Below are 24,106 nucleotides of genomic sequence, written 5' to 3' on the forward strand. Positions count from 1 at the left end.
TGCCTCAGCCGGCGTGCACGCGAGCAGGCACGTCACCGGGGCCGGCGATGAGCACGTAGTGGGCGTGCTTGGCGACGAGCCCGTCGCCGGCCGTGCGTCCGTGCAGGCGGCGCCACACCCAAGGCAGGGCGTCGCGCCGCAGCCACGTGCCCGGCAGTACCGCATCGTCGGCGTGCAGGCTGGCGTCGAGCTCGCCGAGCGCCTCGGCGTCGGGCACTCCGAGCGCCTCGGCCGCGCGGTACGCGAGGTACCGGTGACCGCGCGGGCGCAGGTGCACCTTGTCGTCGGCCCAGAGGTCGAGGTCGCCGATCGCCGGGAGTCCACGGGCGTCGAGGAACGCGTCGGTGTCGAGCAGCACCGCGCCCGTCGCCGTGGCGATGCGACGCAGCTCCGACGAGAACACCGCGAACCGGCGCGCGAACAGCCGCGCCGGTCGCCGGCGCGGGAGGAACGGCGTCACGAGGAGCACATCGATGCCGGCTTCGCGCAGCGCCCGCACGGCGTGCTCGAGGTCGCCGGCGACGGCGAGGGGGTCGACGCGGCGAGCGACGAGGTCGTTGGCCCCGATGAGGATCGAGACCAGCTGCGGCCTGAGGGCGAGGGCCTGCGGAAGCTGCTCGCTCACCACGTGCCGCACCCGGCGGCTCCGGACGGCGAGGTTGGCGTAGCGGAACGGCTCGCCCGATCCGCCCGCGTGCGCGAGCAGCTGCGCGAGCCGGTCCGCCCAGCCGCGATACCTCCCCGCCGGCATGCGCGAGGCGTCGCAGAGTCCCTCAGTGATCGAGTCGCCGAGCGCGACGAACCTCGACCACTCGCGCCGCGGTGCGGGCGTCGGCACCGCCGGCCGGGTTTCGCCGCGCCGGGGTTGCGCGTCGTCGATGGGGCGCAGCATCCGTGCCTCGTCGTAGTGCTCGACCAGGCGGCTGCACACCGCGTCCCACGTGCGCTCGCGCACCGATTCGCTGGCCGAGGCCGCGAAGGCGCGTCGCTTGCCGTCGTCGCCGACGAGGTCGGCTACCTGCGCGCGCAGGTCTCCGAGGTCGCCGGGGCGGTAGAGCCAGCCATCGACGCTGGAACGCACGAGGTCGACGGGGCCGCCCACGCCGGTCGCCACGACGGGCACGCCGCTCGCCAGCGCCTCCTGGATCGTTTGGCCGAACGTCTCGCTCTCTCCGGGGTGCACGAACACGTCGAAGCTCGCGAGCGCCTCGGCGAGCGCGAGCCCGGTCAGGTGCCCGGTGAAGACGGCTTCCGGCAGCGCGCGCTGGAGCGCGGGGCGCGCCGGCCCGTCGCCGACGATGACGAGGCGGGTGCCGGGCAGCCCGGCGACCGCGGCGAGATCCTCGACCTGCTTCTCGGGAGCGAGGCGGCCGACGTAACCGACGATCGTCCGGTCCGGCGCGATGCGCGTGCGCCAGCGGTCGCTGCGCCGCTCGGGGCCGAAGCGCTCGATGTCGACGCCGCGGCGCCATAGACGCAGGCGATCGACGCCGAGGCCCTCGAGCTGCCGCAGCGACGCGGACGACGGCGCCAGGGTGAGGGTCGCCCGCCGGTGCAGGCGCCCGATGTGGCGGCCGACGAGCGCGGCGGCCTGCGGCATCCCATACTTCTGCGCGTATGCGACCACGTCGGTCTGGTACACGGCCACCGTCGGCACGCGTAGCGCGTCGGCGGCCGCGAGACCCTGCCAGCCGAGCAGGAACGGCGAGGCCAGATGCACCACATCCGGCCGGAACTCGCGGAGGATCGCCGTCAGCCGTGCGGCGCGCGCGAACACGACGCGCACCTCGGGATACGACGGCAGCGGCGCCGAGCGCAGCAGCTCGGTGCGGGCGCCGTGGAGATCCGTGGTGATCTCACCGGCGCGCGGTGCGATGACGAGCGTCTCGTGTCCTTCGGCGGCGAGATGCCGGAGGACGTGGAGCACCGACCCCGTCACCCCGTTCATGTGGGGCAGGAACGATTCGGCGAGCAGTGCGACTCTCACGCCTCCAGGGTGACGGGACGGACGGGGACGGATGCCGCGATCCGGCGTCCGCGCGGAAGAGTTCACCGGATGCACCGCGGCGGGTCACCGGACGTGCCCCGTTCGGTCGCCGTTCACCCCGGGCGGCTACCAAGAAGACATGGCCGAGGACCTGCTCACGACGGTGGCGTCGAGCGCGTGGGCGCTGCCGCTGCTGTTCGTGCTCGTGCTGGGCGACGCGTTCCTGGTGGTGATCCCGGGCGAGGCGGCCGTCACCGCGCTGGGCGCCCTGGCCGTGTCGCAGGGCGAGCCCGCGCTCGCGGCGATCGTGCTCGTCGCCGCGGCGGCCGCGCTCACGGGAGACGCGGCGTGCTACGTCGTCGGCCGGACCATCGGCCTCGAGCGATGGCGCTGGATGCGCACGTCACGCGCGCGGACGGCCTTCGCGTGGGCGCGGCTGCGTCTGGAGCGTCGCGCGGCCCTGGTGCTGTTCGCCGCCCGGTTCATCCCCTTCGCGCGACTCGCGGTCAACCTGACGGCAGGAGCGACGCGACTGCCTGCGCCCCGATATCTCGCGGTGGCAGGACTCGCCGCGCTCGCGTGGGCGATCTACCAGGCCCTCGTCGGAGCCGTCGTCGCGACGCTGGTCCCGGGCGGCCCCGTCGTCGCCGTCGTGGTCTCGGTGGCATTCGCGGTCGGACTGGGCCTCGCCATCGACGCGGTCCTCGCCCGGCGGCTGGGCGCGAGGCGGGCGACCGAGGGCGAGTGAGCGAGGGGGACACGATGTCGCCCGATGGCGACATGATGGGGCCGTGACAGACGTGACCTCGGACGCATACGACGACGCCTTCCTCGGCATCCCGCTTCCGCTCCCCCGTCCCCGGGACGGGCGCGACGTGCGAGAGCTGACCTACCCGCGGTTCACCGTGCTGCTCGATCCCGAGCGCCGGCTCGCGGCCGTGACCGGAGTGAACATCGACGGCGCGGCCCTGCAGGATCCGCCGCGGACCGGAGACTGGGACCTCGATCCTCGGATCCCCGCGGCGGAGCAGGCGGGGCCGGCGGTCTACTCCTCGAACGATCTGGATCGCGGACACCTGGTGCGCCGCCGCGATCCCGGCTGGGGCACGGAGGAAGAGGCCCGCCGGGCGACGGAGGCGACGTTCAGGTATCCGAACGCGGCGCCGCAGGCGAGCGGGTTCAACCAGTCGAAGGAGCTCTGGCTCGGGCTGGAGGACCACGTGCTCGAATTCGCGGACACCACCGACGAGCGGATCAGTGTCTTCACCGCACCGGTGCTGGCGGAGGATGACCCGCCGTACCGCGGCATCCGTGTCCCGCGACGGTTCTTCAAGGTCGCCGCGTGGACGACACGGGAAGACGGCGTGTCGCGCCTCGCGGCAGCGGGCTTCGTACTGGACCAGTCCGAGCTCATCGACCTGAGGCGGGGTGTGCTCGACGTGCCGACGCTCGGCGCCTTCCGCACGTTCCAGGTGCGGATCGCCGACATGGAGGAGATGTCGGGCGTCGATCTCGGCGCCCTCGTCGACGCGGACGTGCTCGCCCAGACGACAGTTCGCGGAGAGAGCGCGTGGCGCCCCCTCCGCGAACCGGAGGATGTCGTTCTCGGCTGAGGGCTACTCCCCCGCGAGCCCGCCGAGCAGGTGGCCGAACGAGCGCCCCTCGCCGAGGTAGTTGGCGGGGTCGAACGGATCGGAGTCGGAGGCCGGCTGGCGACGCACGATGGCGTCGGCGAGCTCCCGGGCGCCGCGGTCGATGCGCTCGCCCAGCGGGGCGACGTTGTCGGCCGACGCACCCCAGTCGCTCGACGCCGCGAACACGCCGGTCGACACGGGCTCTGCGTGCAGGTAGGTGAACAGCGGCCGGATCGCGTAGTCGATCGCCAGCGAGTGGCGAGCGGTGCCCGCATTCGCGCCGATCAGCACGGGCTTGCCGGTGAGCGCGTCGGGGTCGAGCACGTCGATGAACGACTTGAAGAGCCCCGAATAGCTCGTCGAGAAGATCGGCGTGACGGCGATGACCGCGTCGGCCGAGACGACCGCGTTGATCACCGACTCGAGGGCCGCAGGCGCGAACCCCGTGAGGAGGTTGTTCGTGATGTCGTGCGCGTAGTCGCGCAGTTCGAACACGTCGACCTCGATCTCGATGCCGCGCTCGGAGAGTTGCTTCGCGGTCGCGGCGGCCAGCCGGTCGGCGAGCATGCGGGTCGACGAGGGGTTCGACAGCCCCGCCGAGAGCACGGCGATGCGGCGTGCGGAGGTGGTCATGTCACGCCTCCTTCCGGCCGAGGCCGAACGCCGCGCCCGCAGGCGCCGGAGTGTCCTGGTACGGGCTCGCGCCCACCAGGTTGTCGCCGCGGTTCGCACCGGGCACCGCCTGGCGCGGCGCCTCGTCGCCGTAGGTCGCGGCCACGAGGCCCGCGTGGGTGGGGGCATCCGGGACCTCCGCCGGACGGTTCTTCTGCAGCTCCTTGCGCAGCACCGGAACCACCTCGCCGCCCAGGATGTCGAGCTGTTCGAGCACGGTCTTGAGGGGCAGGCCCGCGTGGTCCATCAGGAAGAGCTGGCGCTGGTAGTCGCCGTACGTCTCACGCATCGCGGCGTACCGGTCGATCACCTGCTGCGGCGAGCCGACCGTGAGCGGCGTCATCTCGCTGAAGTCCTCGAGGGAGGGGCCGTGACCGTAGACCGGAGCATTGTCGAAGTAGGGGCGGAACTGCGTCACCGCGTCCTGCGACTTCGCCGCCATGAACACCTGCCCACCGAGGCCGACGATCGCCTGCTCGGGAGTGCCGTGGCCGTAGTGCGCGTAGCGCTGGCGGTACAGCTGGATCAGGCGCTGGTAGTGCTCCTTCGGCCAGAAGATGTTGTTCGCGAAGAAGCCGTCGCCGTAGTACGCGGCCTGCTCGGCGATCTCGGGCGTGCGGATCGAGCCGTGCCACACGAACGGCGCGACGCCGTCGAGGGGGCGCGGGGTCGACGTGAAGCCCTGCAGCGGCGTGCGGAACTGACCCTCCCAGTCCACGACGTCCTCCCGCCACAGGCGGTGGAGCAGGTTGTAGTTCTCGATCGCGAGGGGCAGTCCCTGGCGGATGTCCTTGCCGAACCACGGATAGACCGGGCCGGTGTTGCCGCGACCGATCATGAGGTCGGTGCGACCGTCCGACACGTGCTGCAGCATCGCGTAGTCCTCGGCGATCTTCACCGGGTCGTTCGTGGTGATGAGTGTCGTGGCCGTCGACAGGATGAGGCGCTCGGTCTGCGCCGCGATGTATGCCAGCGTCGTGGTCGGCGACGACGACCAGAACGGCGGGTTGTGGTGCTCGCCCAGGGCGAACACGTCGAGGCCCACCTCCTCGGCGTGCTGGGCGATCTTCAGGGTCGCCTTGATCCGCTCCGCCTCACTGGGTGTGGTTCCGTCGGTCGGGTCCTGGGTGATGTCGCTCACCGTGAAGATGCCGAACTGCATTCCCGACCACGTGGTGCTCTCGCTCACGATCGCTTCTCCGCTCTTTCGCCGTGCGGGTTCTCCGTCGTGCGAATCCATGCAAATGAATGTATCTCGTGCAACGTGTGCGCACCAAGAATATTCCGGACCGTTTCGAAACGGATGCCGCGGAGCACGAGGAGTGCGTCAGTCGGGCTGCAGCCCGCAGCACCCGTCCCCTGTCATCGCGCGTCGGCGAAGAGTCGAAGCATGTCCCGCACGAGCTGGTGCGGTGCGGTCTCGCACGGCGCGTGCCCGGTCTCGTAGACCGCCAGGCGCGCGCCGATGCGCTGGGCGTACGCGGCGTGCTGCGTGGTCGGCCAGAGGTCCTGCTCGCCGACGGCGATGAGCTTGGGGATGTCCACGGCGGCCACGTCGTTCGCGATGTCGGGCATCGCCATCATCAGCGCGACGACGTCGTCGACGGCGGGCCGCCGCGTGACGGCCATGCGCTCGCGGACGAACGCGATCCGCAGCGGCGGTGTGCGATTGAGGTTGTAGCGGATCCCCCAGAGGATCAGACCGGCCGCGCGATGCGGCGGCATGTCGGAAATCGGCCCGATGTGCTTCACCCCTCGGAACACCTGGCCCGTCGCGGGCGGAGCGGCCATCAGCGTCAGGCTGGCGAAGAGGTCGGGCCGCTCGACGAGCGCCAGCTCGGCGAGCAGACCCGCGAAGCTGTAGCCGAGCACGTGAGCCGGTGTCGACCCGTCCTCCAGCACCGCGATGAGATCGTCCAGGAACAGCCGGTAGTCGTAGTGCTCGCGGGGCGGCTCGAGGTTCTCGGGACCGGCCGCCGCCGAGCCGTAGTGACCCGCGAGGTCGAACGACTCGACGCGGTACCCGGCGCTCGCGAACAGGGGGAACAGCCGGACGAAGTCCTCCTTGGAACCCGCGACGCCCGACACGAGCACAACCCGAGGAGCGTCGTCGTCGCCGAGGCGCACCCGGGCGAGCCCGCCGCTCGGCGCCGCGAGCACGTCTCGGATCGTGCCGTCGGGGAACACCCGCCAGTCGATATCGGGAATCGCCCGGTCGTCGTCGAGAGCGTCGTCGATCGTCGTCATCGCGCGAAGACTATCGTGGCGAGCGCGCTCGGAGTCGCAGCGCCCGCCATGTTGGGCAGTCGGTGTCACGCGACAGCGCCGACGGGCGCACGCGGCTAGTCTGGTCTGCGCCCCGGCGAGAGGTGACGATGACCGGCAGCAGCGTTCCGCCCACGGCGACCACCACCACCCCGACGGGGTCCATCGCCCGTCCGCGGCGGCGCACGCCGTTCTGGGACAACGCGCGCTTCGCGTGCATCGTGTTCGTCGTGCTCGGCCACGCCGTCCAGCGTCTGACGTACGACTCCGATATCGCGCTGGGGCTGTACCTCGTGATCTACGCCTTCCACATGCCCGCGTTCGCGATCATCTCGGGCTACTTCTCGAAGTCGGATGCCCCGACCAAGACGCAGATGGCACGCGTGATCACCGACATCCTGGTGCCGTACATCGTGTTCGAAGGGCTGTGGACCCTGACCAAGTGGCTGGTCGAGGGACAGGCGAACCCGAACATCACCCAGCCCTCGTGGACGCTGTGGTTCCTCCTCGCGCTCGGCATCTTCCGGCTCGTGCTCCCCTACCTGGCGCTGCTGCGCTGGCCGCTGCTGTGGACCGTCGTGATCTCGATCGGCGCCGGCTACCTGCCCAACATCGGCTCGACGTTCTCGCTGTCGCGGACCCTCGGCCTGCTGCCGTTCTTCACACTCGGGTGGTGGCTGCGTGAGCACGACGTCGTCGCGCGCCTCCGGCTGCTCGACCGCCGGCCCTGGTGGGTGCTCGCCGGAGGCCTCGCACTCTTCGCCGTCGCCGGCTGGGCGGCGTGGTTCTTCGTCGACGACTGGCGCGCGATGAACCTGCGCGAATGGCTGTTCTACGACGAGAACTACGCCTCGATCGGCGGCACCCAGTGGTGGGCGGGCGGCGTGCGCCTCGCGCTGATGGTCGTCGCCGTGGTGCTGTCGACCGCGTTCTTCGCGCTCGTGCCGCGCGAGACCCACTGGTGGACGCACTTCGGCCAGTACACGATGTACGTCTACCTTCTGCACTCCTTCGTGCTGTACCCGTTCCGCGAGAACGGCCTGCTGCGCAACGCCGAGCCGACGTGGCTCTGGCTGCCACTCGTGATCGTCGGATCCGTGCTCATCGCGCTGGGCCTTGCGACGAAGCCCGTGCGCCGCATCTTCCGTCCGCTGGTCGAACCGCGCCCGACGTGGCTGTTCGCCGATCGCACCCTGGCGCGCCGCGAGGGGCGGCGCAGCGACCCCACCGGATCGCGCCGACCGCGGGAGCAGCCACGGATGCCGCGACCCGATCCGCGCCAGAACGGCTGAGACCTCGGCGACGTCGCCGGCTCAGGGTCGCGGGGACGGGAACTGGGTGCGCAGCACGCCTTCGAACGACCGCTCCGGCAGCACGCGCCGCAGCGCCAGCATCATCGTCGCCGACGGCGCGACCCTGTACCGGGCACGCGGCCGCGGCGACTCGACCGCGCGCACCACACGCTCCGCGACCTCGCGCGGCGAACACGCGAGGCGGGCGCGCGGTCCGGCGTCCCAGGTCAGCGTCAGCTCGGCCACGCGGGCGGCGAAGTCCGCCCACTGCGGGTCGTCGATCGCGTCCTCGCTGTGCTGTGCGGCGGTGTGACCGAAGCCGGTCGTGACCATGCCCGGCGCGATGAGCGACGCCTGGATGCCGAACGGCCGCAGCTCGTAGCGGAGAGCATCGGTGAACGCCTCGAGCGCGTGCTTGGTGGCGGCGTATGCGCCCATGCCCGGCATCATCCAGCGCCCGTTCATCGAGCCGATGTTCACGATGCGCCCGGCGCCGCGAGCGCGCATTCCGGGGATGACGAGCTGCGTGAGGCTCAGCATGCCGAACACGTTGGTCGCGAACATCCGCTCGACGCGGGCCACCGGCATGGCCGCCGTCGCACCGAGTTCGCTGATGCCCGCGTTGTTGACCAGCACCCCGACCGCGCCTTCGGTCTCGAGGACCGCGTGGACGGCGGAGGCGCGGGAGGCCTCGTCGGTGACGTCGAGCTCGAGGAGGCGGCATCCGTGCCTCTCGAGATCCGCGATCGCGTCGAGGCGGCGAGCCGTGGCGTAGACGCGCCAGCCGCGCAGGGCGAGGAGGGACGCCGTCTCGCGGCCGATGCCGGTGGAACAGCCGGTCACGAGCACGCTGCGTGGGGGACGCGTCATGCACAACGAGTACCGGACGGACCGTCCGGGCGCAACGGTCGCGCGCGGCGACCCGGTGGGGGAAAGTCCATCGCGTGACGGCGGACCACCGTCAGCCCACGGCACGCGCATAGCGCTCCGCGAGTCGCCGCAGGTGCGGCAGGAGCTCGGGCGGCGAGTCCACCGTGAAGTCCATGCCCAGCATCCCGATGTACGCGGCGATCGTCTCGAGGCTGTCGGCACCCGTGACGAGCACCGAGGTCGACGGGTCCACCGCCTCGACCACCCCGACCGTCGGATTGATACGCGCGATCACCCGTTCCGCAGGCGCCGCGATCCGCAGTCGCGCGTGCACGATCCATCCGCCGGCCGCGATCGACCGCAGGGCGAAGGCGGTGAAGTCTCCCCCCGGCACCGGGACGGGGTCGAAGCGGCGCCGCGTCGGCATGCGGGGCTCCATCCAGTCCAGCCGGAACGTCTCCCATTCCCCGGTGTCGGGATCGCGCGCGACGAGGTACCACCGGCGTTGCCAGCTGAGCAGTCGGTACGGCTCCACACGTCGCGGGATGCCGCGATCGTCGAAGCGCAGCCACTCCCCGGCGTGCACGGCCTGAGCGACGGCGGCGAGCACCTGGGAGTCGACTTCGGGGTCGGGCGCGTCGGTGCCGACGTTCTCGGGCCCGCTGTCGATCGTCGCGGCGACCGCGTCGACGGTCGGCCGCAGTCGCTCGGGCAGCACCTGGAGCAGCTTCGCGAGCGCGCGGGCGCCGGCCTCATCCACGCCGGCGACCCCGCGGGCCACGCGCAACCCGATGGCCACAGCGACTGCCTCCTCGTCGTCGAGGAGCAGGGGCGGCAGTTTGCCGCCCGCCGCCAGCCGGTACGACCCGGCGCGGCCCCGCTCGGCCTCGACGGGATAGCCGAGGGAGCGCAGGCGCTCGATGTCGGTGCGGATCGTGCGCACCGAAACGTCCAGGCGCGCCGCCAATTCCGGACCGGGCCACCGCGGGCGGCTCTGCAGCAGAGCCAGCAGCGCGAGCATCCGCGCGGATGTGTCGGCCATGTCGCTCGACTCACCACCGATCTGGCTATCAGGCCACCGATTCAGATATCAGGAAGATAACCTGCCTGATTCGACCGTAACGTCGGAGACATGAACAACGCAACCACCCCCACCGCCGCCATCCGCCCCTTCCGCATCGACGTCCCGCAGACCGACCTCGACGACCTCGCCGACCGTCTCTCGCGCACGCGGCTGCCGCAGCCGGCACCGTCCGACGACTGGGAGTCGGGCACGCCGAACGGCTACCTCGCCGAAGCGGTCGCGCGCTGGCGCGGCGGCTTCGACTGGCGCGCCGCCGAGGCGCGCATGAACGAGTTCCCGCACTTCACCACCGAGATCGACGGGCAGACCATCCACTTCCTGCACGTGCGCTCGCCGCACGCGGGGGCGACGCCGCTGCTGCTCGCCCACACCTACCCCGGCTCGTTCGTGGACTACCTCGACATGATCGGGCCGCTCGTCGACCCGGTCGCGCACGGCGGCCGTGCCGAGGACGCCTTCGGTGTCGTCGTGCCCGACGCGCCCGGCTTCGGCTTCAGCCAGCCGGTGTCCGACTCGGGCTGGACGGTCGGGCGCGTCGCCGCCGCGTACGACACGCTCATGCGCCGGCTCGGCTACGACTCGTACGGCATCCATGGCAGCGACAACGGCGCGATGGTCGCGCGGGAGCTCGGCCTCATCGACCCCGCGGGGTTCCTCGGGCTGCACGTGCTGCAGCTGTTCTCGTTCCCGTCGGGCGACCCGGCGGAATTCGAGCGCCTCGAGCCGCAGGACTACGCGGGCCTCGAGCACATGCAGTGGTTCCAGTCGGTCGGCGCCTACAACACCATGAACGCCGCCCGCCCGCAGACCATCGCCGCCGCGCTGTCGGACTCCCCGGTGGGACACCTCGCGTACGCCGAGCTGTTCAACTCCTTCGGCAACGGCACGTCGCTGGTCCCGCTCGATGCGATCCTCACCGAGGTCAGCGTCGCCTGGTTCGCCAACGCCTCGGCCGGCATGAGCCGCGCGTACCGCGACAACGCCCTGGCGGATGCCGAGCCCCGCGTGAGCGACGCGCGCACGGGTGTCGCGGTGTTCAAGGACGACTTCCAGACGATCAAGGTGTTCGCCGAGCGCGACAACACGAACATCGTGCACTGGAGCCGCTTCGAGCGCGGCGGCCACTACGCGGCGCTCGAGGTCCCCGAGCTCGTCGTCGGCGACATCCGAGCCTTCTTCGCGCGCTCCTGACGCGACTCGCAGCCGGGGCCGCGGACGCTCCCGCGGCCCCGGCTTAACCGTGCGCAACAAACGGGCGGAGGCCGCGGCATCCGCTTACTCTCGCAGCATGACCGACCTCAACCTGCCGATCCTCGACCTCTCCCGGCTCGACGAGGGACCCGAGGCCGCCGCACAGTTCCGCGACGACCTGCGCGCCGCGACGCACGACGTCGGGTTCTTCTACCTGACGGGAACAGGCATCTCCCCCGAGCTGGAGGCGCGCCTGCACCAGGCCGCGCGCGACTTCTTCGCGCTGCCCGAGGCCGACAAGCTCGCGATCGAGAACGTCAACAGCCCGCACTTCCGCGGGTACACGCGCATCGGCGGCGAGCGCACGCAGGGCAAGGTCGACTGGCGCGAGCAGATCGACATCGGCCCCGAGCGAGAGGCCGTGACGGATGCCGATGCCCCGGACTTCACGCGACTCATCGGCCCGAACCTGTGGCCCGAGGCCCAGCCGGAGCTCCGCGAGGTCGTCTCAGAGTGGCACGACCATCTGTCGGGCGTCGCGCGCAAGCTGCTGCGCGCCTGGGCGCTGTCGCTCGGCGCACCCGAGAACTACTTCGACGAGCACTTCGGCGAGCCCTCGACGCTCATCAAGATCGTCCGCTACCCCGGCAAGGAGGACCCGACGCCGCAGCAGGGCGTCGGCGCCCACAAGGACTCCGGCGTGCTGACGCTGCTGTGGGTCGAGCCCGGCAAGGGAGGTCTGCAGGTCGAGCGCGAAGGGCAGTGGGTGGACGCCCCGCCGGTGCCGGGCGCCTTCGTCGTCAACATCGGCGAGCTGCTCGAGTACGCGACCCAGGGCTACCTCATCGCGACGAAGCATCGCGTGACCTCGCCGCGCTATCCCGACGACCGCATCTCGGTGCCGTTCTTCTTCAACCCCGCCCTCGACAAGCGCCTGCCGCTCATCGAGCTGCCCGACGAGCTCGCGGCGCAGGCCCGCGGCGTCACGCAGGATCCGTCCAACCCGATCCATGCGCTGTACGGCGAGAACGCGCTCAAGTCACGCCTTCGCGCGCACCCCGACGTCGCCGAGATCCACCACGCGGATCTCGTCGCGTCGCGGGCGGAAGCATCCGCCTGACCCCTTGCACCGCCCCCGCAGGGCCGCAAGGGGGTCGCTTCAGCGACGGCGCCCGCCTAGCGTCGAAGCATGAGCGACGTCACGATCTTCGCACCGTCCCCGACGCTCACGGTCACCGTCGAGGAGCACGACGGCGAGCCCGACATCCACCTGCACCCCGGCGGCCAGGGCGTGTGGCAGGCCCGCATGCTGGTCCGGCTGGGCGTCTCCGTCACGATGTGCGGCGCCTTCACCGGTGAGATCGGACGGATGCTGCGGCACCTGCTCGAAGACGAGGACCTCACCGTCGTCGGGGTCGAGCGCGAGGGCACGGGCTCCGCGTACGTGCACGACCGCCGGGGAGGCGAACGCCGCATCATCGCCGAGGCCGCCGGCGAGCCGCTCGCGCGCCACGATCTCGATGAGCTGTACGGCGTCGCCCTGCGCGAGGGCCTCCACTCGGGTCTCGTGATCCTGAGTGGACCTGCCGGTGGCGAGACCCTGCCCGCTGACACCTACCGCCGACTCGCCGCGGACCTGCGCGAGGGCGGCGCGAAGGTCGTCGTCGACCTCGCCGGCAAGCGCCTCGTGGCCGCACTCGAGGGCGGCGTGGACGTGCTCAAGGTCAGCGAGGAGGAATTGGTCGCGGACGGACTGCTCGCCGACGACTCCCCCGCTGCCTTGCTGGCGACCATGCGCGACCTTCATCGCCGCGGCGCGGCAGCGGTCATCGTGTCGCGCGGAAGCGACCCGCTCCTGCTGCTGGACTCCGGCGGGTTCATCGAGGTCGAGTCGCCGCGGATGGCGGTGGCCGACACCAGCGGTGCGGGCGACTCCCTCACCGCGGGGGTGGCCGCGGGCATCGCGCGAGGCGAGACCGCACGCGAGGCGATCGTGACGGGCGCCGCCGCGGGCGCACTCAACGTCACCCGGCATGGCCTCGGCACCGGCGATCCGGATGCCATCGCGCAGCTCCGCGAGTCGGTGACCGTGCGCGAGCTCGTCGACGCCTCGGCGGCGGGGGTCGCCCATCCCGTCACCGGACACGTCAGTCCCGATGGGCTCGCCGCGCTCGCGAATCCCGAGAAGCCCGACACGGGGGCGCCGCGATGACGCGCACGCTGATCACCAACGACGACGGCATCGACGCCCCCGGACTCCACGTGCTCGCGAAGCTCGCGCGAGACGCGGGCCTCGACGTGACGGTCGCCGCCCCGATGCGGCAGTCGAGCGGCTCGAGCGCATCGATCGTCGCTGCAGAAGTGGACGGTCGCATCGCGATCGAACAGCGCGAGCTGCCCGGACTCGATGGTGTCCTCGCCTACGCGGTGCGCGGCGGCCCCGCGGTACGGTCGTCAACCTCAACGCACCCAACACGCCGACGAACCGCGGCGTCGTGGAGGCATCGCTCGCGCCGTTCGGCATCGTGCAGACGACGCTCACCGAGCGTGACGCGGGCCACATCCGGCTGGCCGTCGAAGACCTGCCGAACACACTAGAGCCGGGCAGCGACGCCGCCTACCTCGCCGACGGGTGGGTCACGCTCACCGGCCTCGACCCGGTCTCGCATGTGCCCCTCGGCTTCGCCGATGCCGCCGCATCCGCTCGCCGATGAAGGTGAAGGCCTCCCCACACCGTGGGGAGGCCTTCCAAGAATGTTTTGCGCGATTGAACGCTGGTCGATGCCTTATCGAAATCTCGATACGCCCGCCTTCGGCGGGCTACTCGATCTGAACTGCGCCTAGCGGCGCAGACCGAGGCGCTCGATGAGCGAGCGGTAACGGTTGATGTCGATGTCCTGCAGGTAACCCAGCAGGCGGCGGCGCTGACCGACGAGCAGGAACAGACCACGACGCGAGTGGTGGTCGTGCTTGTGCTCCTTGAGGTGCTCGGTGAGGTCCTTGATGCGCTGCGTCAGCATCGCGACCTGCACCTCGGGGGATCCGGTGTCACCGGGGTGCGTCGCGTACTCTTCGATGATCGCCTTCTTGACGTCTGCTTCCAGTGCCATAGGTGATCCCCTCTCTGCTTGTTGCGCGGTGCCCGTCACCCGATGTGCGAGCTCTCTTTCTCCGCGGCCGATCCAACGGCAACCTGAAGAGTCTACCAGCGAACGGATGCACCGGCGAACCGGCCGCCGAGTACGCTCGAACGCGTGCAGTACACCGTCCGCGTCAAGGCCGGGAGCCGGCGAGGGCCGCTGGTCGAGGCATCCGACGACGGTCTCGTCGTCCACGTGAAGGAGCGGGCCGTGGACGGCGCCGCGAACAAGGGGGTCGTGCGCGTCCTCGCGGCCCATTTCGGCGTGGCGCCCAGCCGCGTCACGATCCTTCGAGGCCACACCGCGCGCATCAAGCGCGTGGAGGTCGATGAATGACAGTGCTCGGTGGGTACCGCGGTCACGCCGTAGCCTGACCGCCGCACATCGGCGGATTTCGGACGTCGCATCCCGTCGCGGGCTCCGCCGTCGGTGGTCGAGCGTACCGTGGCGTGCGTGACCTCCACTCGAACTCCTCCCCCGGCCCTGCGGGCGGAGAGGCTTCCGTCCCCGCGCTGGATCACGGTGCAGTTCGTGCTCGCGGGGATCGTGTGGGGTGCGAGCTTCCTGTTCATGAAGGTGTCGCTCACCGGTATCTCGCCCGCGCAGGTCGCGTGGACCCGCATCCTCCTCGGAACCCTCACGCTCGGCGCCCTCGTTCTTCTGCGGCGCGAACACCTGACCCGCAGCCTCAAGGTGTGGGCGCAACTCACCGTGCTGGGCCTCACGTTCTGCGTCATCCCGTTCCTGCTGTTCTCGTGGGCGCAGCAGCACGTCAGCTCCGGCGTCGCGAGCATCTTCAACGCGACCACCCCGATCATGACCGCGATCATGGCGTGGCTCGTCTTCCGCGTCGAGCGCCTGAAGGCGCTGCAGGTTCTGGGGATCGGTGTCGGCATCCTGGGTGTCGTCGTGATCATCGCTCCGTGGCAGGGCATAGCCCTGGACGGCAGCCTCGTCGCCGAGCTCGCCATCCTCGGCGCGACCGCGAGCTACGGCTTCAGCTTCGCCTACATGCGGCGCTTCGTCTCGAACACCGGGATGTCGGCGCTCGCGTTCACCTTCGGCTACATCGCGATGGCGGGTGTCGTGATGGCGCTGCTCACGCCGTTCCTCGTGCTCACGCCGGTGCGCCTCGACATCCCGATCGTGGTGAGCCTGCTGCTGCTCGGGTGCCTCGGCACCGGCATCGCATACGTGTGGAACCAGAACACGGTGCGTGCGTGGGGGCCGACTCGCGCCTCGACCGTGACCTACATCACTCCGGTGGTCGGGGTGATCCTCGGCATCGCGATCCTCGGCGAGACGGTGACGTGGAACGAGCCGATCGGCGCTCTCGTCGTGTTCCTCGGAATCCTGCTCGCCCAGGACCGGCTGCGCCGACGAACGCTCGGGTGAGCCCGCGCCCGAACGCCGAGCCTCACGCTGCGCAGGACGCAGAAGGAGAGCGGATGCCTCGGGTCGAGGCATCCGCTCTCCTTCGCGTGATGCGTGTCAGTCCTGCTGGAGCGCGCCCTGCAGGTCGAGCGTGATGGTGACGTCCTTGCCGACCAGCACGCCGCCGGTTTCGAGGGCGGCGTTCCAGGTGAGGCCGAAGTCCTCGCGGTTGACGACGGTCTTGGCGGTCGCGCCCGCCTTGTAGTTGCCCCACGGGTCGGTGCCGAAGCCACCGAACTCGAACTCGAAGGTGACGGGCTTGGTGACGCCGCGGATGGTGAGGTCGCCGTCCACGAGGAACTCGCCCTTCTCCACGCGGGCGCCGGTCGAGCGGAACTCCATCGTCGGGTGGTTCTCGGTGTCGAAGAAGTCGGCCGAGCGCAGGTGGTTGTCGCGGCCCTCGTCCTTCGTGTCGACGGAGGTGACATCGACGGATGCCTCGACCTGGGCGTCGAGCGGGTTCTCGGGGGCGATCAGGGTCGCGCTCTTCATGCCGAAGGTGCCGCGCACCTTCGAGATCATCATGTGGCGCACGCTGAAGGTGACCTCGCTGTGCGCGGGGTCGAGCACCCAGGTGCCCGCCTTGTAGCCGGGAACGTCGATCGTGGTCGTGTCGGTCATTGTCGTCCTTCGTCTGTTGAGGTCCGTGTGGGGCGCCCGCGGGGACGGGCATACGGGTTCCAACACAGCCTTGCAGATGTTCTATTCCCGTGAATGCAAATTACATGCGAACTTCGGGGGACGACAGAGGGGACGGATGCCGCCGCATCCGTCCCCTCCAGACGATCGAGGTGTCGATCAGGCTTGGATCGCTCAGCCGACCTTGATGAGGTCGATGACGAAGATCAGCGTCTTGCCGCCGAGGAAGTGGCCACCGGCCGGGCCGTAGGCGAGGTGCGGCGGGATGACGAGCTCGCGCCGACCGCCCTCCTTCATACCCGGGATGCCGTCCTGCCAGCCCTGGATGAGGCCGCGGAGCGGGAACTGGATGCTCTCGCCGCGGTTCCACGACGAGTCGAACTCCTCGCCGGTCTCGTACTCGACGCCCAGGTAGTGGACGGTCACGGTGTCGCCGGGCTTCGCCTCGGCGCCCTCGCCCACGACGATGTCGCGGACGACCAGGTCGGCCGGCGCCGGGCCGGCGGGTGCGTCGATCTCGGGCTTGGTGCGGTCGTCAGTCATGCATCCATCCAACCACCCGGAGCTCGGGCGCGCCGAGCGAGTTCGCCGTCAGGGGAACCGCCGGCCTTCTCTTGACACCCGCGCAGCCCCACCTGCATGCTGGGGAAAGACCAACTCAGCGCTCGGTTGACACGCAGGCATCGCCGCGGCACCGAGCGCTGAGTCTTGGTATGCGCGGGTTGCACCGACGCCGGGGGCTACGGGGCGAACATCGCCGCGCGGGTCGCCGCGGTCTTCGCCAGCAGGTCCCGCTCTTCCCCCGCGGCCTGCGGGTCGCGCCCCGTGATCGCCCGCTGACGGGTCGCGGCCAGGGCCGCAGCATCCGCGATGAAGGTCTTCATGAGCGTCGTCCGGTCCCCTCGCAGCGTCTGCGCCCACGCGAGCGCGGCCTTGCGTCCGGCGGAGGTCGCGAGCATGTCGACCTCCTGCGGCGTGAACCATCCCGCGGCGGCGTACTCGCCCAGTCGGCGCCGGGTGAGTCGCGACTCCTCCCGTCGGAGCGCGACGATCCCGAGAATGAATCCGATGAACAGCGGCACCTGCAGCGTCAGATAGAGGAAGAAGAAGTCGCCGAACATCGCCGACCCGTTCCAGAACGCGTGCAGCGCGATGGCGCCCGCGAGCCCGAGCAGTCCAGGCCCGATCGCCTGCCCGGCCGGCAGACCCCGCCGCGCGGCGAGACCGAGAGCGAAGCCGGTGACGCTCGTGAACATGACGTGCGCGAACGGCGACAGGATGCCGCGCAGGAAGAACGTCGTGGTCGTCTCGGCCGCGCCGCCCTCGATGAAGCTCACGGCGAAGTACTGGATGTTCTCGGTGAACGCGAATCCGGCACCCACGAGTGCGCCGTAGACGATGCCGTCGACCGGGCCGTCGAACGCGCGCCGGGCCGTCGCGAAGATGAGGAAGACGCCGAGCCCCTTCGCGAACTCCTCGACGACCGGGGCCTGGACGACCGTCTGCAGCACCTCGCGAGCCCCGGTGGCCGGTCCGAAGACCATCGACAGCAGGAGGTCGACGCCGAGCGTGATGGCCACGGCGGCGATCGCCCCCCACGCGATCGCGAGAACGAGCAGTCCGCGGGGCTCGGGCTCCCAGCGATCGACGATCCGCACCGCGAGCAGCACTCCCACGAGTGGCACGACCGCGAGCACCATGCCGATGAGCGACGCCGCCGGGCCCAGCGCGTTGAGGAAGTACGCCACCAGCACGATCAGAGCGAGCACCAGGACGCCGATGATCCAGATCGATGCGCTGCGTCCGCGGCGCGATGCGGCGGCGGTGGGGATCTGCACGGGCGCGGGCGAGGTCGCGGGCGGCGTGATCGGCGCAGGCGCCGCGACGCGCGGCTGCGCGAGCGCGGAGGCGAATTCCGGCGGCGTGAGCGAGGGCCGGGGACGGGAGGCACCGGGGTCGAGCGTCATGCGCACAGCCTATGGGTGCAGAACGCGCACCCGTCATACGGGCTGTGGACGGCCCGCTCGCGCACCCCGGCGGCTAGGTTGGGGGAATGCGCTTCGCCCATGTCGTGCCACCGGAGTCGGGCGAGCCGAGACTCGCTCTCGTCGAGGGCGACGAGGTGGCGATCGTCGAGGAGCTGTTCGACGGAGCACCCCGCGTGCTCGAGGAGCTCATCGCCGGCGGCGACGGCATGCTCGCACGCGTGCGGGATGCCGCGGGGCAGGGCACGCGGCATCCGCTCGACGGAATGGGTTTCGCGTCTGCCGTCCTGGCTCCCCCGGTCATCCTCGCGATCGGGCTCAACTACGCGGCTCACTCCAGCGAGCTCGGGCTGAAGACGGACTCGACGCCGACGGTGTTCGTGCTCTGGCCGAACTCGCTCGCCGGTCACGACCACACGACGATCTGGCCGCGATCGCTCAGCGAGTCGGTCGACTACGAGGCCGAGCTCGGCGTCATCATCGGCACCCCCGCGAAGGACGTGGGCCCCGAGAATGCCCTCGACCACGTCTGGGGCTACACGGTGGTCAACGACATCACCGCACGCGACATCCAGTACTCCGAGGCGCAGTGGTCGCGCTGCAAGTCCTTCGACGGGTTCACGCCGACGGGCCCGTTCGTGGTCACCGCGGACGAGATCCCCGACCCGCAGGACCTCCACATCTGGACGGTGCTCGACGGCACCACCCTGCAGGATGCGACCACCGGCCAGATGGTGCGGCCCGTCGCGACGCTGATCTCGCATCTGTCGAAGTCGGCGACGCTGCTCCCGGGAACGCTGATCTCGACAGGCAGCCCCGGCGGCGCCGGCTACTCGCGGGATCCACAGGTGTTCCTCCGCGACCGCTCCACGGTCACGGTCGGGATCGACGGCATCGGCGCGCTCACGACGCACTGCCGCATCCTCGGCTGAGATCGCGCGGCGGCGGCGAGCGCTCCGTGGAGCAGCCCGCCGCCGGAGTCCGTCAGCGCGAGACCGTGGAACAGTCGACGGGGAGGCCGCGCACCTCCACCGTGCCCGAGAAGTCCACCGCCTGGCAGGCCTGCAGCACCTCGGCCGAGAACGTGAGCAGCGGTACGACGATGGCGAAGAACAGGATGACGCCGAGGACCATCAGCACGGCGCTGATGATGATGGCGGCGAGGGCGAAACCGTTCTTGACGCCGGCCTTGCGGCTCTGCACGAGCGCGACGATGCCGAGGATGAGCGCGATCAGTTGCACGAAGAACGACAGGATGAACGCGACGATGCCGAGGGTCTTGCCCGGCACGGGCGCGGCGGCCGGTGCACCGTACGCCGCGGGCGGCGCTGCGCTGTAGGCGGGCGCGCCCGCCGGATACGCCGGCGGGGCGGCCGCGTACTCTGGCTGAGCGGCGGGCGTCGCGGGCCCGGTGTAGCCCGGAGCGGGAGCAGGGGGCTGCATCGAGGGAGCGGACGGAGCGTCGGCGGGCGGCTGAGACGCAGTGGGCGACGCGGGCTGCTGCGGCGGCTCCGGTGCGGCGGGGTTCTGCGGATCGGTCATTTCTCGCCTTTCGTTCGAGTCTCCCTGACGCTATCGACCGGGAGCCGCCCGCGGCAACCGGTCAGCGCGTGTCCGCCGGAGCCTCCTCGACGATCTCGTCGGTCGCTCCCACGACCGGGATCGCGGCGGTGATGGTCTCGAGCCCCGACAGACGCGCGGGCGAGAGCTGCTTGGTGACCTCGTCGCGCGACATGAGGCCGGCCTCGACGACGAGATCGGCGACGCCGCGCCCGGTGAGCAGCGCGGTCTTCGCGAGCGCCGCGGCGGCCGCATAGCCGATGAACGGAGTGAGGGCGGTGATCACGCCGACCGACGAGCCGACCATGGCGCCGAGCCGCTCACGGTTGGCGGTGATGCCGTCGACGCAGTTGACCCGAAGTGTGTACATCGCCTGGCGCAGCCAGGTGATGGACTGGAAGATCGAGTGCGCGATGACCGGCTCGAACGCGTTGAGCTGCAGCTGGCCGCCTTCGACCGCCATCGTCACCGTGAGGTCGGCGCCGGCGACGGAGAACGCCACCTGGTTGACGACCTCCGGGATGACGGGGTTCACTTTGCCGGGCATGATGCTGGACCCCGCCTGCCGCGCGGGCAGGTTGATCTCGCCGAAGCCCGCCTGTGGACCCGACGAGAGCAGGCGCAGATCGTTGCAGATCTTCGACAGCTTGATCGCGTTGCGCTTCAGCGACGCCGAGAACGACATGAACGACCCGGTGTCGCTGGTCGACTCGACCAGGTCGGTCGCGGTGGCGAGGTCGAGTCTCGAGATCTCCCGCAGGTGGCGGAGCACGGCGGAGGCGTACGACGAGTGGGTCGTGATTCCGGTGCCGATCGCCGTCGCGCCCATGTTGACCTCGTACAGCAGGTAGGCGTTCTCGGTGAGGCGCTGGTGGTCGTAGCCGAGCGTCGTGGCGAACCCGTGGAACTCCTGGCCGAGCGTCATCGGCACGGCGTCCTGCAGCTGGGTGCGCCCGACCTTGAGCACGTCGTGGAATTCGACGGCCTTCGCGAGGAATGCGCGGCGGAGCAGATCGAGCTCCTCGAGCAGGGTCTTCAGGTCGAGACCGAGGCCCACTTTGATCGCGGTCGGGTAGACGTCGTTCGTCGACTGGCTGCGGTTGGTGTCGTCGATCGGCGACAGGAAGGCGTAGTCGCCCTTGGGCCGACCTGCCAGCTCGAGAGCGATGTTGGTGATGACCTCGTTCGCGTTCATGTTGGTCGACGTGCCGGCGCCGCCCTGGATGACGCCCACGACGAACTGATCGTGGAAGTCGCCGTCGATGACGAGCTGCGCGGCGCGGTCGATGAGGTCGGCCTTGGCGGGGTCGAGCACGCCGATCTCACGGTTCGCGCGGGCCGACGCCTGCTTGACCATCGCCAGCCCCCGCACCAGGTCGGGGTAGACCGAGATCGGCCTCTTCGAGATCGGGAAGTTCTCGAGCGCTCGGGCGGTGTGGATGCCCCAATACGCGTCGGCGGGGATCTCCAGGGATCCCAAGGAGTCGGTCTCGATGCGGGTTCGCGTCGTTGCGTCCAGAGCCATGTGTTGCAGTCCTCGTGGGTCGTTCACAGCGGTGTGCGGGGATGCTTCGAGCCTACCCGCGGCGCCTGCCGACCGTGGTGTACACCGCGTACACGACGCCAGGCTCTTCCGTACACCGCGGCGGTCGCGGGGCGACGAGAACCGCGTCAGCGACGTTTGCGCGAGAACGCCTCGAGCCGCTCCTCGGGCGTGAGCCGCGACATCCGCTCGACCCATTCCGCGGAGAAGACGTCGCCGGTGGGCGCCTCCGCGACGGGGACGACGGCGTGTGTGATGGTGTCGTCGTACACGTGCACGAGGTGGAACGACTGGCCGGCATCCATGCCGTTGACGTCGACCGCGGGCCGCGCGAGGTTCATCGTGTAGCAGGTGGCCGCGGCGACGCTCACCGGGACGCCCGCGAACGTGCCGCTCGTCGAGTAGTGCAGGTGCCCCGCGAGGATCGCGCGCACGTCGGTGCCGGCGATCACGTCGGCGAGTCTCCCCTGGTCCCGGAGCTCCAGGATGTCGAACAGCGGCACGTGCGACGGCAGCGGCGGATGGTGCAGCGCGAGGATCGTGCCCAGCGGGGCGGGTGTCGCCAGCTCGTAGCGCAGCCACTCGAGCTGCCCGTGGTCGAGATCACCGTGGTGCCAGCCGGGGACCGTCGAGTCCAGGCCGATGAGCCGGAGACCGCCGAGATCCCAGACGCCGGTGACGGGTTCCTCGGTAGGTTCGAGCCCGAGGAGGTCACGGCGCAGGGCGGGCCGCTCGTCGTGGTTGCCGGCGAGCCACACCACCGGGGCGCCGAGCCGCTCCGCGACCGGCTCCACCGCCGCGCGCAGCGCCACGTACGCCTCCGGCTCGCCGAGATCCGTCAGGTCGCCGGTGAACACGATGGCGTCGGGACGGATGCCGGTGGCCTCGGCCGCCTCGAGAGCACCGGCGAGATTCGCCGCCGTGTCGAAACGGCCGCCGAGCGGCACGTTGCCCGCGAGCAGATGCGTATCGCTCACATGGAGCAGCGTGCGCCGCGCCGGCGGATACTGACCGAACTGGACGGGTGCGGCGGTGGCCATGGGCCTCAGCCTAGGCGGTGGCGCCGACGACGTTCAGCCCCGACGCGGCTCGCTCAGTGGTTGAAGACGATGAGCAGCAGTCCGCCGAGCACCGCCCCGGCGCAGACCGCGAAGCACGCGTAGGCGCCGATGAGGGCGAATCGCTTCTGGCCGTCGGTGAGCGGGCTGCGCTTGGCCGCCTTCGCGGCGGCCTTCTCGGCGCGCCGAGCCTCCTTCTCGGAGATGACGGTGATGGCGTCGGTGAACTCCGCCGGGGCGACCACCGGCGCACGGCCGGCACGCACCAGCAGCCGGAGGCCCATCGCGTAGAACGAGACCACCACGACCGCCGAGAGGAATGCCGCGACGAACACCTGTACGAATGCGAGCCAGTTGATGGTCATCGCGCGCCTCCGTCCTTCGGTCCGCTCTCGGATCGATCGGCGGTCTTCGCTGCTTTGGCGGCCTTCTTCGCCGCCGCCTGTGCCGCGGACACGCGGCGCGCCTCCTCGCGCGCGATGGCGCGCTGGCGACGCGTGGGCGGCGGGTTGCGCTTGACCTTGACGGCCCGGCCGGAGTCGGCGACCTCGCTCATCGCGTTCGATGCGGTGACCTCATCGCGGCGCGAACGCAGGAAGAGGGCGAGGATGATGAGGACCGCGAGCACGGCGTCGATGATCACGCCCCACACCGGGAGCCACACGACGATGAGCGCCGCGGCGGCGCCGACGGCACCGGCCGCAGGCAGCGTGAGGATCCAGCCGACCATGATGCGGCCGGCGGTGCGCCACCGCACCTGCGAACCGCGGCGTCCGAGGCCGGAGCCGATGACCGAACCCGATGCGACCTGCGTCGTCGACAGCGCGAAGCCGAGCGCGCTGGAGGCGAGGATCGTCGATGCCGTGGACGCCTCGGCGGCGAAGCCCTGCGCCGGCTTGACCTCGGTGAGGCCCTTGCCGAGCGTGCGGATGATGCGCCAGCCGCCCATGTAGGTGCCCAGCGCGATCGTGATCGCACACGCGAACACCACCCACGTCTGCGGCTCGGGGTTCGATGCCGACTGCAGTCCCGCGGTGATGAGGAGGAGCGTGATGATGCCCATCGTCTTCTGCGCGTCGTTCGTGCCGTGGGCCAGCGCCACCAGCGACGACGTGAAGATCTGACCGAACCGGAACCCGTCGCGTCCGTCGGGCTTGCTGTCGTAGCGCCGCGTGAGAACATAGGCGAGCTTCGTCGCGGTGAACGCGATGACGCCGGCCGTGACCGGCGCGATGAACGCCGGCAGGATCACCTTCGACATCACCACGCCGAAGTTCACCGCGGTCACGCCGACGCCGACGATCGTCGCGCCGATGAGCCCGCCGAACAGGGCGTGGGACGACGAAGAGGGAAGACCCAGGAGCCACGTGAGCATGTTCCACGTGATCGCGCCGATGAGGCCGGCGAGGATGATCTCCGGGAAGATGTCGTGAGAGATCTGCTCCTCGTTGATGATGCCGCCCGAGATCGTCTGGGCGACCTCCGTCGACAGGAAGGCGCCGACCAGATTGAGGGCGGCGGCCAGGAGCACAGCGGTCTTGGGCTTGAGCGCGCCGGTGGCGATGGGCGTCGCCATCGCGTTCGCGGTGTCGTGGAAGCCGTTCGTGAAATCGAAGAACAGCGCGAGCGCGATCACCAGAACGATGATGAGGGTTGCGGTTTCCACCGTTCGCTTTCGGGGAGGAGGAGTGGAGAAGGGTGTGCCGACGAGATCGGCGCGACGAACGAACAGTTCACCAAGAGTTCAGGAAC

General features: G+C 70.5%; 26 protein-coding genes. 11 read left to right on the forward strand and 15 right to left on the reverse strand.

Annotated features, from left to right (window positions below):
* Positions 1-4 precede the first annotated feature (4 nt).
* On the reverse strand, positions 5-1,987 hold the full coding sequence (locus MRBLWH7_RS06925) for a glycosyltransferase (RefSeq protein ID WP_342000510.1): 1,983 nt from the start codon (positions 1,985-1,987) through the stop codon (positions 5-7).
* A 139-nt stretch (positions 1,988-2,126) separates the two neighbouring features.
* Here MRBLWH7_RS06925 and MRBLWH7_RS06930 point away from each other — a divergent pair, with 139 nt between their 5' ends.
* Together MRBLWH7_RS06930 and MRBLWH7_RS06935 are read left to right on the forward strand one after the other, a co-directional pair.
* Positions 2,127-2,735, forward strand: a complete 609-nt coding sequence (locus tag MRBLWH7_RS06930; protein ID WP_342000511.1) for a VTT domain-containing protein — start codon at positions 2,127-2,129, stop codon at positions 2,733-2,735.
* 43 nt (positions 2,736-2,778) lie between these two features.
* The gene (locus MRBLWH7_RS06935) at positions 2,779-3,600 is read left to right on the forward strand and encodes a DNA/RNA non-specific endonuclease (RefSeq protein WP_342000513.1); all 822 of its coding nucleotides are present in this window, start codon (positions 2,779-2,781) and stop codon (positions 3,598-3,600) included.
* Positions 3,601-3,603: 3 nt separating this feature from the next.
* Here MRBLWH7_RS06935 and MRBLWH7_RS06940 read toward each other — a convergent pair whose 3' ends face one another.
* From MRBLWH7_RS06940 to MRBLWH7_RS06950, 3 genes are all read right to left on the reverse strand, one after another.
* Positions 3,604-4,254: an FMN reductase gene (locus tag MRBLWH7_RS06940; RefSeq protein ID WP_342000515.1), complete on the reverse strand. Its 651-nt coding sequence runs from the start codon at positions 4,252-4,254 to the stop codon at positions 3,604-3,606.
* Between the two features lies 1 nt (position 4,255).
* Complete coding sequence (locus tag MRBLWH7_RS06945) at positions 4,256-5,455, reverse strand: LLM class flavin-dependent oxidoreductase (RefSeq protein ID WP_342001951.1); 1,200 nt, start codon at positions 5,453-5,455, stop codon at positions 4,256-4,258.
* Positions 5,456-5,655: 200 nt separating this feature from the next.
* Complete coding sequence (locus MRBLWH7_RS06950) at positions 5,656-6,540, reverse strand: alpha/beta fold hydrolase (protein WP_342000517.1); 885 nt, start codon at positions 6,538-6,540, stop codon at positions 5,656-5,658.
* 128 nt (positions 6,541-6,668) lie between these two features.
* Between MRBLWH7_RS06950 and MRBLWH7_RS06955 the strand changes: the two genes are divergently transcribed.
* Positions 6,669-7,850: an acyltransferase family protein gene (locus tag MRBLWH7_RS06955; RefSeq protein ID WP_342000520.1), complete on the forward strand. Its 1,182-nt coding sequence runs from the start codon at positions 6,669-6,671 to the stop codon at positions 7,848-7,850.
* Positions 7,851-7,871: 21 nt separating this feature from the next.
* On the opposite strand, the gene MRBLWH7_RS06960 is transcribed toward MRBLWH7_RS06955, so the two are convergent.
* Both MRBLWH7_RS06960 and MRBLWH7_RS06965 read right to left on the reverse strand, forming a co-directional pair.
* Positions 7,872-8,720 (reverse strand): SDR family oxidoreductase, encoded by an 849-nt coding sequence (locus MRBLWH7_RS06960; protein WP_342000522.1) that lies wholly within the window; start codon positions 8,718-8,720, stop codon positions 7,872-7,874.
* 91 nt (positions 8,721-8,811) lie between these two features.
* Positions 8,812-9,762 (reverse strand): WYL domain-containing protein, encoded by a 951-nt coding sequence (locus MRBLWH7_RS06965; RefSeq protein WP_342000524.1) that lies wholly within the window; start codon positions 9,760-9,762, stop codon positions 8,812-8,814.
* A 90-nt stretch (positions 9,763-9,852) separates the two neighbouring features.
* Here MRBLWH7_RS06965 and MRBLWH7_RS06970 point away from each other — a divergent pair, with 90 nt between their 5' ends.
* The 5 genes from MRBLWH7_RS06970 (at position 9,853) to MRBLWH7_RS06990 (ending at position 13,709) form a co-directional block, all read left to right on the forward strand.
* Positions 9,853-10,995, forward strand: coding sequence for an epoxide hydrolase (locus MRBLWH7_RS06970; protein WP_342000526.1), 1,143 nt, complete (start codon positions 9,853-9,855; stop codon positions 10,993-10,995).
* A 97-nt stretch (positions 10,996-11,092) separates the two neighbouring features.
* The gene (locus MRBLWH7_RS06975) at positions 11,093-12,115 is read left to right on the forward strand and encodes a 2-oxoglutarate and iron-dependent oxygenase domain-containing protein (RefSeq protein ID WP_342000529.1); all 1,023 of its coding nucleotides are present in this window, start codon (positions 11,093-11,095) and stop codon (positions 12,113-12,115) included.
* A 69-nt stretch (positions 12,116-12,184) separates the two neighbouring features.
* Positions 12,185-13,207 carry a PfkB family carbohydrate kinase gene (locus tag MRBLWH7_RS06980; protein ID WP_342000530.1) on the forward strand — a complete coding sequence of 341 codons (1,023 nt, stop codon included), beginning with the start codon at positions 12,185-12,187 and terminating at the stop codon, positions 13,205-13,207.
* Entirely contained in the window at positions 13,204-13,593 is a 390-nt protein-coding gene (locus MRBLWH7_RS06985; RefSeq protein WP_342000532.1) for a 5'/3'-nucleotidase SurE, read from the forward strand. Before MRBLWH7_RS06980 ends, MRBLWH7_RS06985 begins: the two co-directional genes overlap by 4 nt.
* Positions 13,491-13,709 (forward strand): hypothetical protein, encoded by a 219-nt coding sequence (locus tag MRBLWH7_RS06990; RefSeq protein WP_342002201.1) that lies wholly within the window; start codon positions 13,491-13,493, stop codon positions 13,707-13,709. The genes MRBLWH7_RS06985 and MRBLWH7_RS06990 overlap by 103 nt, the downstream gene beginning before the upstream one ends.
* Positions 13,710-13,835: 126 nt before the next feature.
* On the opposite strand, the gene rpsO is transcribed toward MRBLWH7_RS06990, so the two are convergent.
* Positions 13,836-14,105 carry a 30S ribosomal protein S15 gene (gene rpsO / locus MRBLWH7_RS06995; RefSeq protein WP_005048780.1) on the reverse strand — a complete coding sequence of 90 codons (270 nt, stop codon included), beginning with the start codon at positions 14,103-14,105 and terminating at the stop codon, positions 13,836-13,838.
* Positions 14,106-14,249: 144 nt separating this feature from the next.
* Here rpsO and MRBLWH7_RS07000 point away from each other — a divergent pair, with 144 nt between their 5' ends.
* Positions 14,250-14,471: a DUF167 domain-containing protein gene (locus tag MRBLWH7_RS07000; RefSeq protein WP_342000534.1), complete on the forward strand. Its 222-nt coding sequence runs from the start codon at positions 14,250-14,252 to the stop codon at positions 14,469-14,471.
* A gap of 117 nt (positions 14,472-14,588) precedes the next feature.
* Positions 14,589-15,530 carry a DMT family transporter gene (locus MRBLWH7_RS07005; RefSeq protein ID WP_342000536.1) on the forward strand — a complete coding sequence of 314 codons (942 nt, stop codon included), beginning with the start codon at positions 14,589-14,591 and terminating at the stop codon, positions 15,528-15,530.
* A gap of 96 nt (positions 15,531-15,626) precedes the next feature.
* On the opposite strand, the gene MRBLWH7_RS07010 is transcribed toward MRBLWH7_RS07005, so the two are convergent.
* The 3 genes from MRBLWH7_RS07010 to MRBLWH7_RS07020 form a co-directional block, all read right to left on the reverse strand.
* Entirely contained in the window at positions 15,627-16,190 is a 564-nt protein-coding gene (locus MRBLWH7_RS07010) for a YceI family protein (protein WP_342000537.1), read from the reverse strand.
* 192 nt (positions 16,191-16,382) lie between these two features.
* Positions 16,383-16,751, reverse strand: coding sequence for an FKBP-type peptidyl-prolyl cis-trans isomerase (locus tag MRBLWH7_RS07015; RefSeq protein ID WP_342000539.1), 369 nt, complete (start codon positions 16,749-16,751; stop codon positions 16,383-16,385).
* A 197-nt stretch (positions 16,752-16,948) separates the two neighbouring features.
* Positions 16,949-18,175 carry a PrsW family intramembrane metalloprotease gene (locus MRBLWH7_RS07020; protein ID WP_342000541.1) on the reverse strand — a complete coding sequence of 409 codons (1,227 nt, stop codon included), beginning with the start codon at positions 18,173-18,175 and terminating at the stop codon, positions 16,949-16,951.
* Between the two features lie 86 nt (positions 18,176-18,261).
* Between MRBLWH7_RS07020 and MRBLWH7_RS07025 the strand changes: the two genes are divergently transcribed.
* Complete coding sequence (locus tag MRBLWH7_RS07025; protein ID WP_342000543.1) at positions 18,262-19,125, forward strand: fumarylacetoacetate hydrolase family protein; 864 nt, start codon at positions 18,262-18,264, stop codon at positions 19,123-19,125.
* A gap of 52 nt (positions 19,126-19,177) precedes the next feature.
* Here MRBLWH7_RS07025 and MRBLWH7_RS07030 read toward each other — a convergent pair whose 3' ends face one another.
* The 5 genes from MRBLWH7_RS07030 to MRBLWH7_RS07050 all read right to left on the reverse strand — a co-directional run bounded on the left by MRBLWH7_RS07030 (position 19,178) and on the right by MRBLWH7_RS07050 (position 24,020).
* Positions 19,178-19,735, reverse strand: a complete 558-nt coding sequence (locus MRBLWH7_RS07030; protein ID WP_342000545.1) for a DUF4190 domain-containing protein — start codon at positions 19,733-19,735, stop codon at positions 19,178-19,180.
* 61 nt (positions 19,736-19,796) lie between these two features.
* Entirely contained in the window at positions 19,797-21,278 is a 1,482-nt protein-coding gene (locus tag MRBLWH7_RS07035; protein WP_342000548.1) for an aspartate ammonia-lyase, read from the reverse strand.
* Positions 21,279-21,424: 146 nt separating this feature from the next.
* The gene (locus MRBLWH7_RS07040; protein ID WP_342000550.1) at positions 21,425-22,336 is read right to left on the reverse strand and encodes a metallophosphoesterase; all 912 of its coding nucleotides are present in this window, start codon (positions 22,334-22,336) and stop codon (positions 21,425-21,427) included.
* Between the two features lie 53 nt (positions 22,337-22,389).
* Complete coding sequence (locus tag MRBLWH7_RS07045; RefSeq protein ID WP_342000552.1) at positions 22,390-22,719, reverse strand: peptidase; 330 nt, start codon at positions 22,717-22,719, stop codon at positions 22,390-22,392.
* The gene (locus MRBLWH7_RS07050) at positions 22,716-24,020 is read right to left on the reverse strand and encodes an inorganic phosphate transporter (protein WP_342000554.1); all 1,305 of its coding nucleotides are present in this window, start codon (positions 24,018-24,020) and stop codon (positions 22,716-22,718) included. Before MRBLWH7_RS07050 ends, MRBLWH7_RS07045 begins: the two co-directional genes overlap by 4 nt.
* Positions 24,021-24,106 lie beyond the last annotated feature (86 nt).

The sequence above is a fragment of the Microbacterium sp. LWH7-1.2 genome (assembly GCF_038397755.1).
GTDB lineage: Bacteria > Actinomycetota > Actinomycetes > Actinomycetales > Microbacteriaceae > Microbacterium.

Coding starts and splice junctions, on each gene's coding strand:
- MRBLWH7_RS06980 (WP_342000530.1), top strand. CDS start 12,185: ATGAGCGACGTCACGATCTTCGCACCGTCCCCGACGCTCACGGTCACC.
- MRBLWH7_RS06955 (WP_342000520.1), top strand. CDS start 6,669: ATGACCGGCAGCAGCGTTCCGCCCACGGCGACCACCACCACCCCGACG.
- MRBLWH7_RS07025 (WP_342000543.1), top strand. CDS start 18,262: ATGCGCTTCGCCCATGTCGTGCCACCGGAGTCGGGCGAGCCGAGACTC.
- MRBLWH7_RS07015 (WP_342000539.1), bottom strand. CDS start 16,751: ATGACTGACGACCGCACCAAGCCCGAGATCGACGCACCCGCCGGCCCG.
- MRBLWH7_RS06985 (WP_342000532.1), top strand. CDS start 13,204: ATGACGCGCACGCTGATCACCAACGACGACGGCATCGACGCCCCCGGA.
- MRBLWH7_RS07020 (WP_342000541.1), bottom strand. CDS start 18,175: ATGACGCTCGACCCCGGTGCCTCCCGTCCCCGGCCCTCGCTCACGCCG.
- MRBLWH7_RS07045 (WP_342000552.1), bottom strand. CDS start 22,719: ATGACCATCAACTGGCTCGCATTCGTACAGGTGTTCGTCGCGGCATTC.
- MRBLWH7_RS06940 (WP_342000515.1), bottom strand. CDS start 4,254: ATGACCACCTCCGCACGCCGCATCGCCGTGCTCTCGGCGGGGCTGTCG.
- MRBLWH7_RS07010 (WP_342000537.1), bottom strand. CDS start 16,190: ATGACCGACACGACCACGATCGACGTTCCCGGCTACAAGGCGGGCACC.
- MRBLWH7_RS06965 (WP_342000524.1), bottom strand. CDS start 9,762: ATGGCCGACACATCCGCGCGGATGCTCGCGCTGCTGGCTCTGCTGCAG.
- MRBLWH7_RS06960 (WP_342000522.1), bottom strand. CDS start 8,720: ATGACGCGTCCCCCACGCAGCGTGCTCGTGACCGGCTGTTCCACCGGC.
- MRBLWH7_RS06945 (WP_342001951.1), bottom strand. CDS start 5,455: ATGCAGTTCGGCATCTTCACGGTGAGCGACATCACCCAGGACCCGACC.
- MRBLWH7_RS06970 (WP_342000526.1), top strand. CDS start 9,853: ATGAACAACGCAACCACCCCCACCGCCGCCATCCGCCCCTTCCGCATC.
- MRBLWH7_RS07040 (WP_342000550.1), bottom strand. CDS start 22,336: ATGGCCACCGCCGCACCCGTCCAGTTCGGTCAGTATCCGCCGGCGCGG.
- MRBLWH7_RS07035 (WP_342000548.1), bottom strand. CDS start 21,278: ATGGCTCTGGACGCAACGACGCGAACCCGCATCGAGACCGACTCCTTG.
- MRBLWH7_RS07030 (WP_342000545.1), bottom strand. CDS start 19,735: ATGACCGATCCGCAGAACCCCGCCGCACCGGAGCCGCCGCAGCAGCCC.
- MRBLWH7_RS06930 (WP_342000511.1), top strand. CDS start 2,127: ATGGCCGAGGACCTGCTCACGACGGTGGCGTCGAGCGCGTGGGCGCTG.
- MRBLWH7_RS06975 (WP_342000529.1), top strand. CDS start 11,093: ATGACCGACCTCAACCTGCCGATCCTCGACCTCTCCCGGCTCGACGAG.
- MRBLWH7_RS06950 (WP_342000517.1), bottom strand. CDS start 6,540: ATGACGACGATCGACGACGCTCTCGACGACGACCGGGCGATTCCCGAT.
- rpsO (WP_005048780.1), bottom strand. CDS start 14,105: ATGGCACTGGAAGCAGACGTCAAGAAGGCGATCATCGAAGAGTACGCG.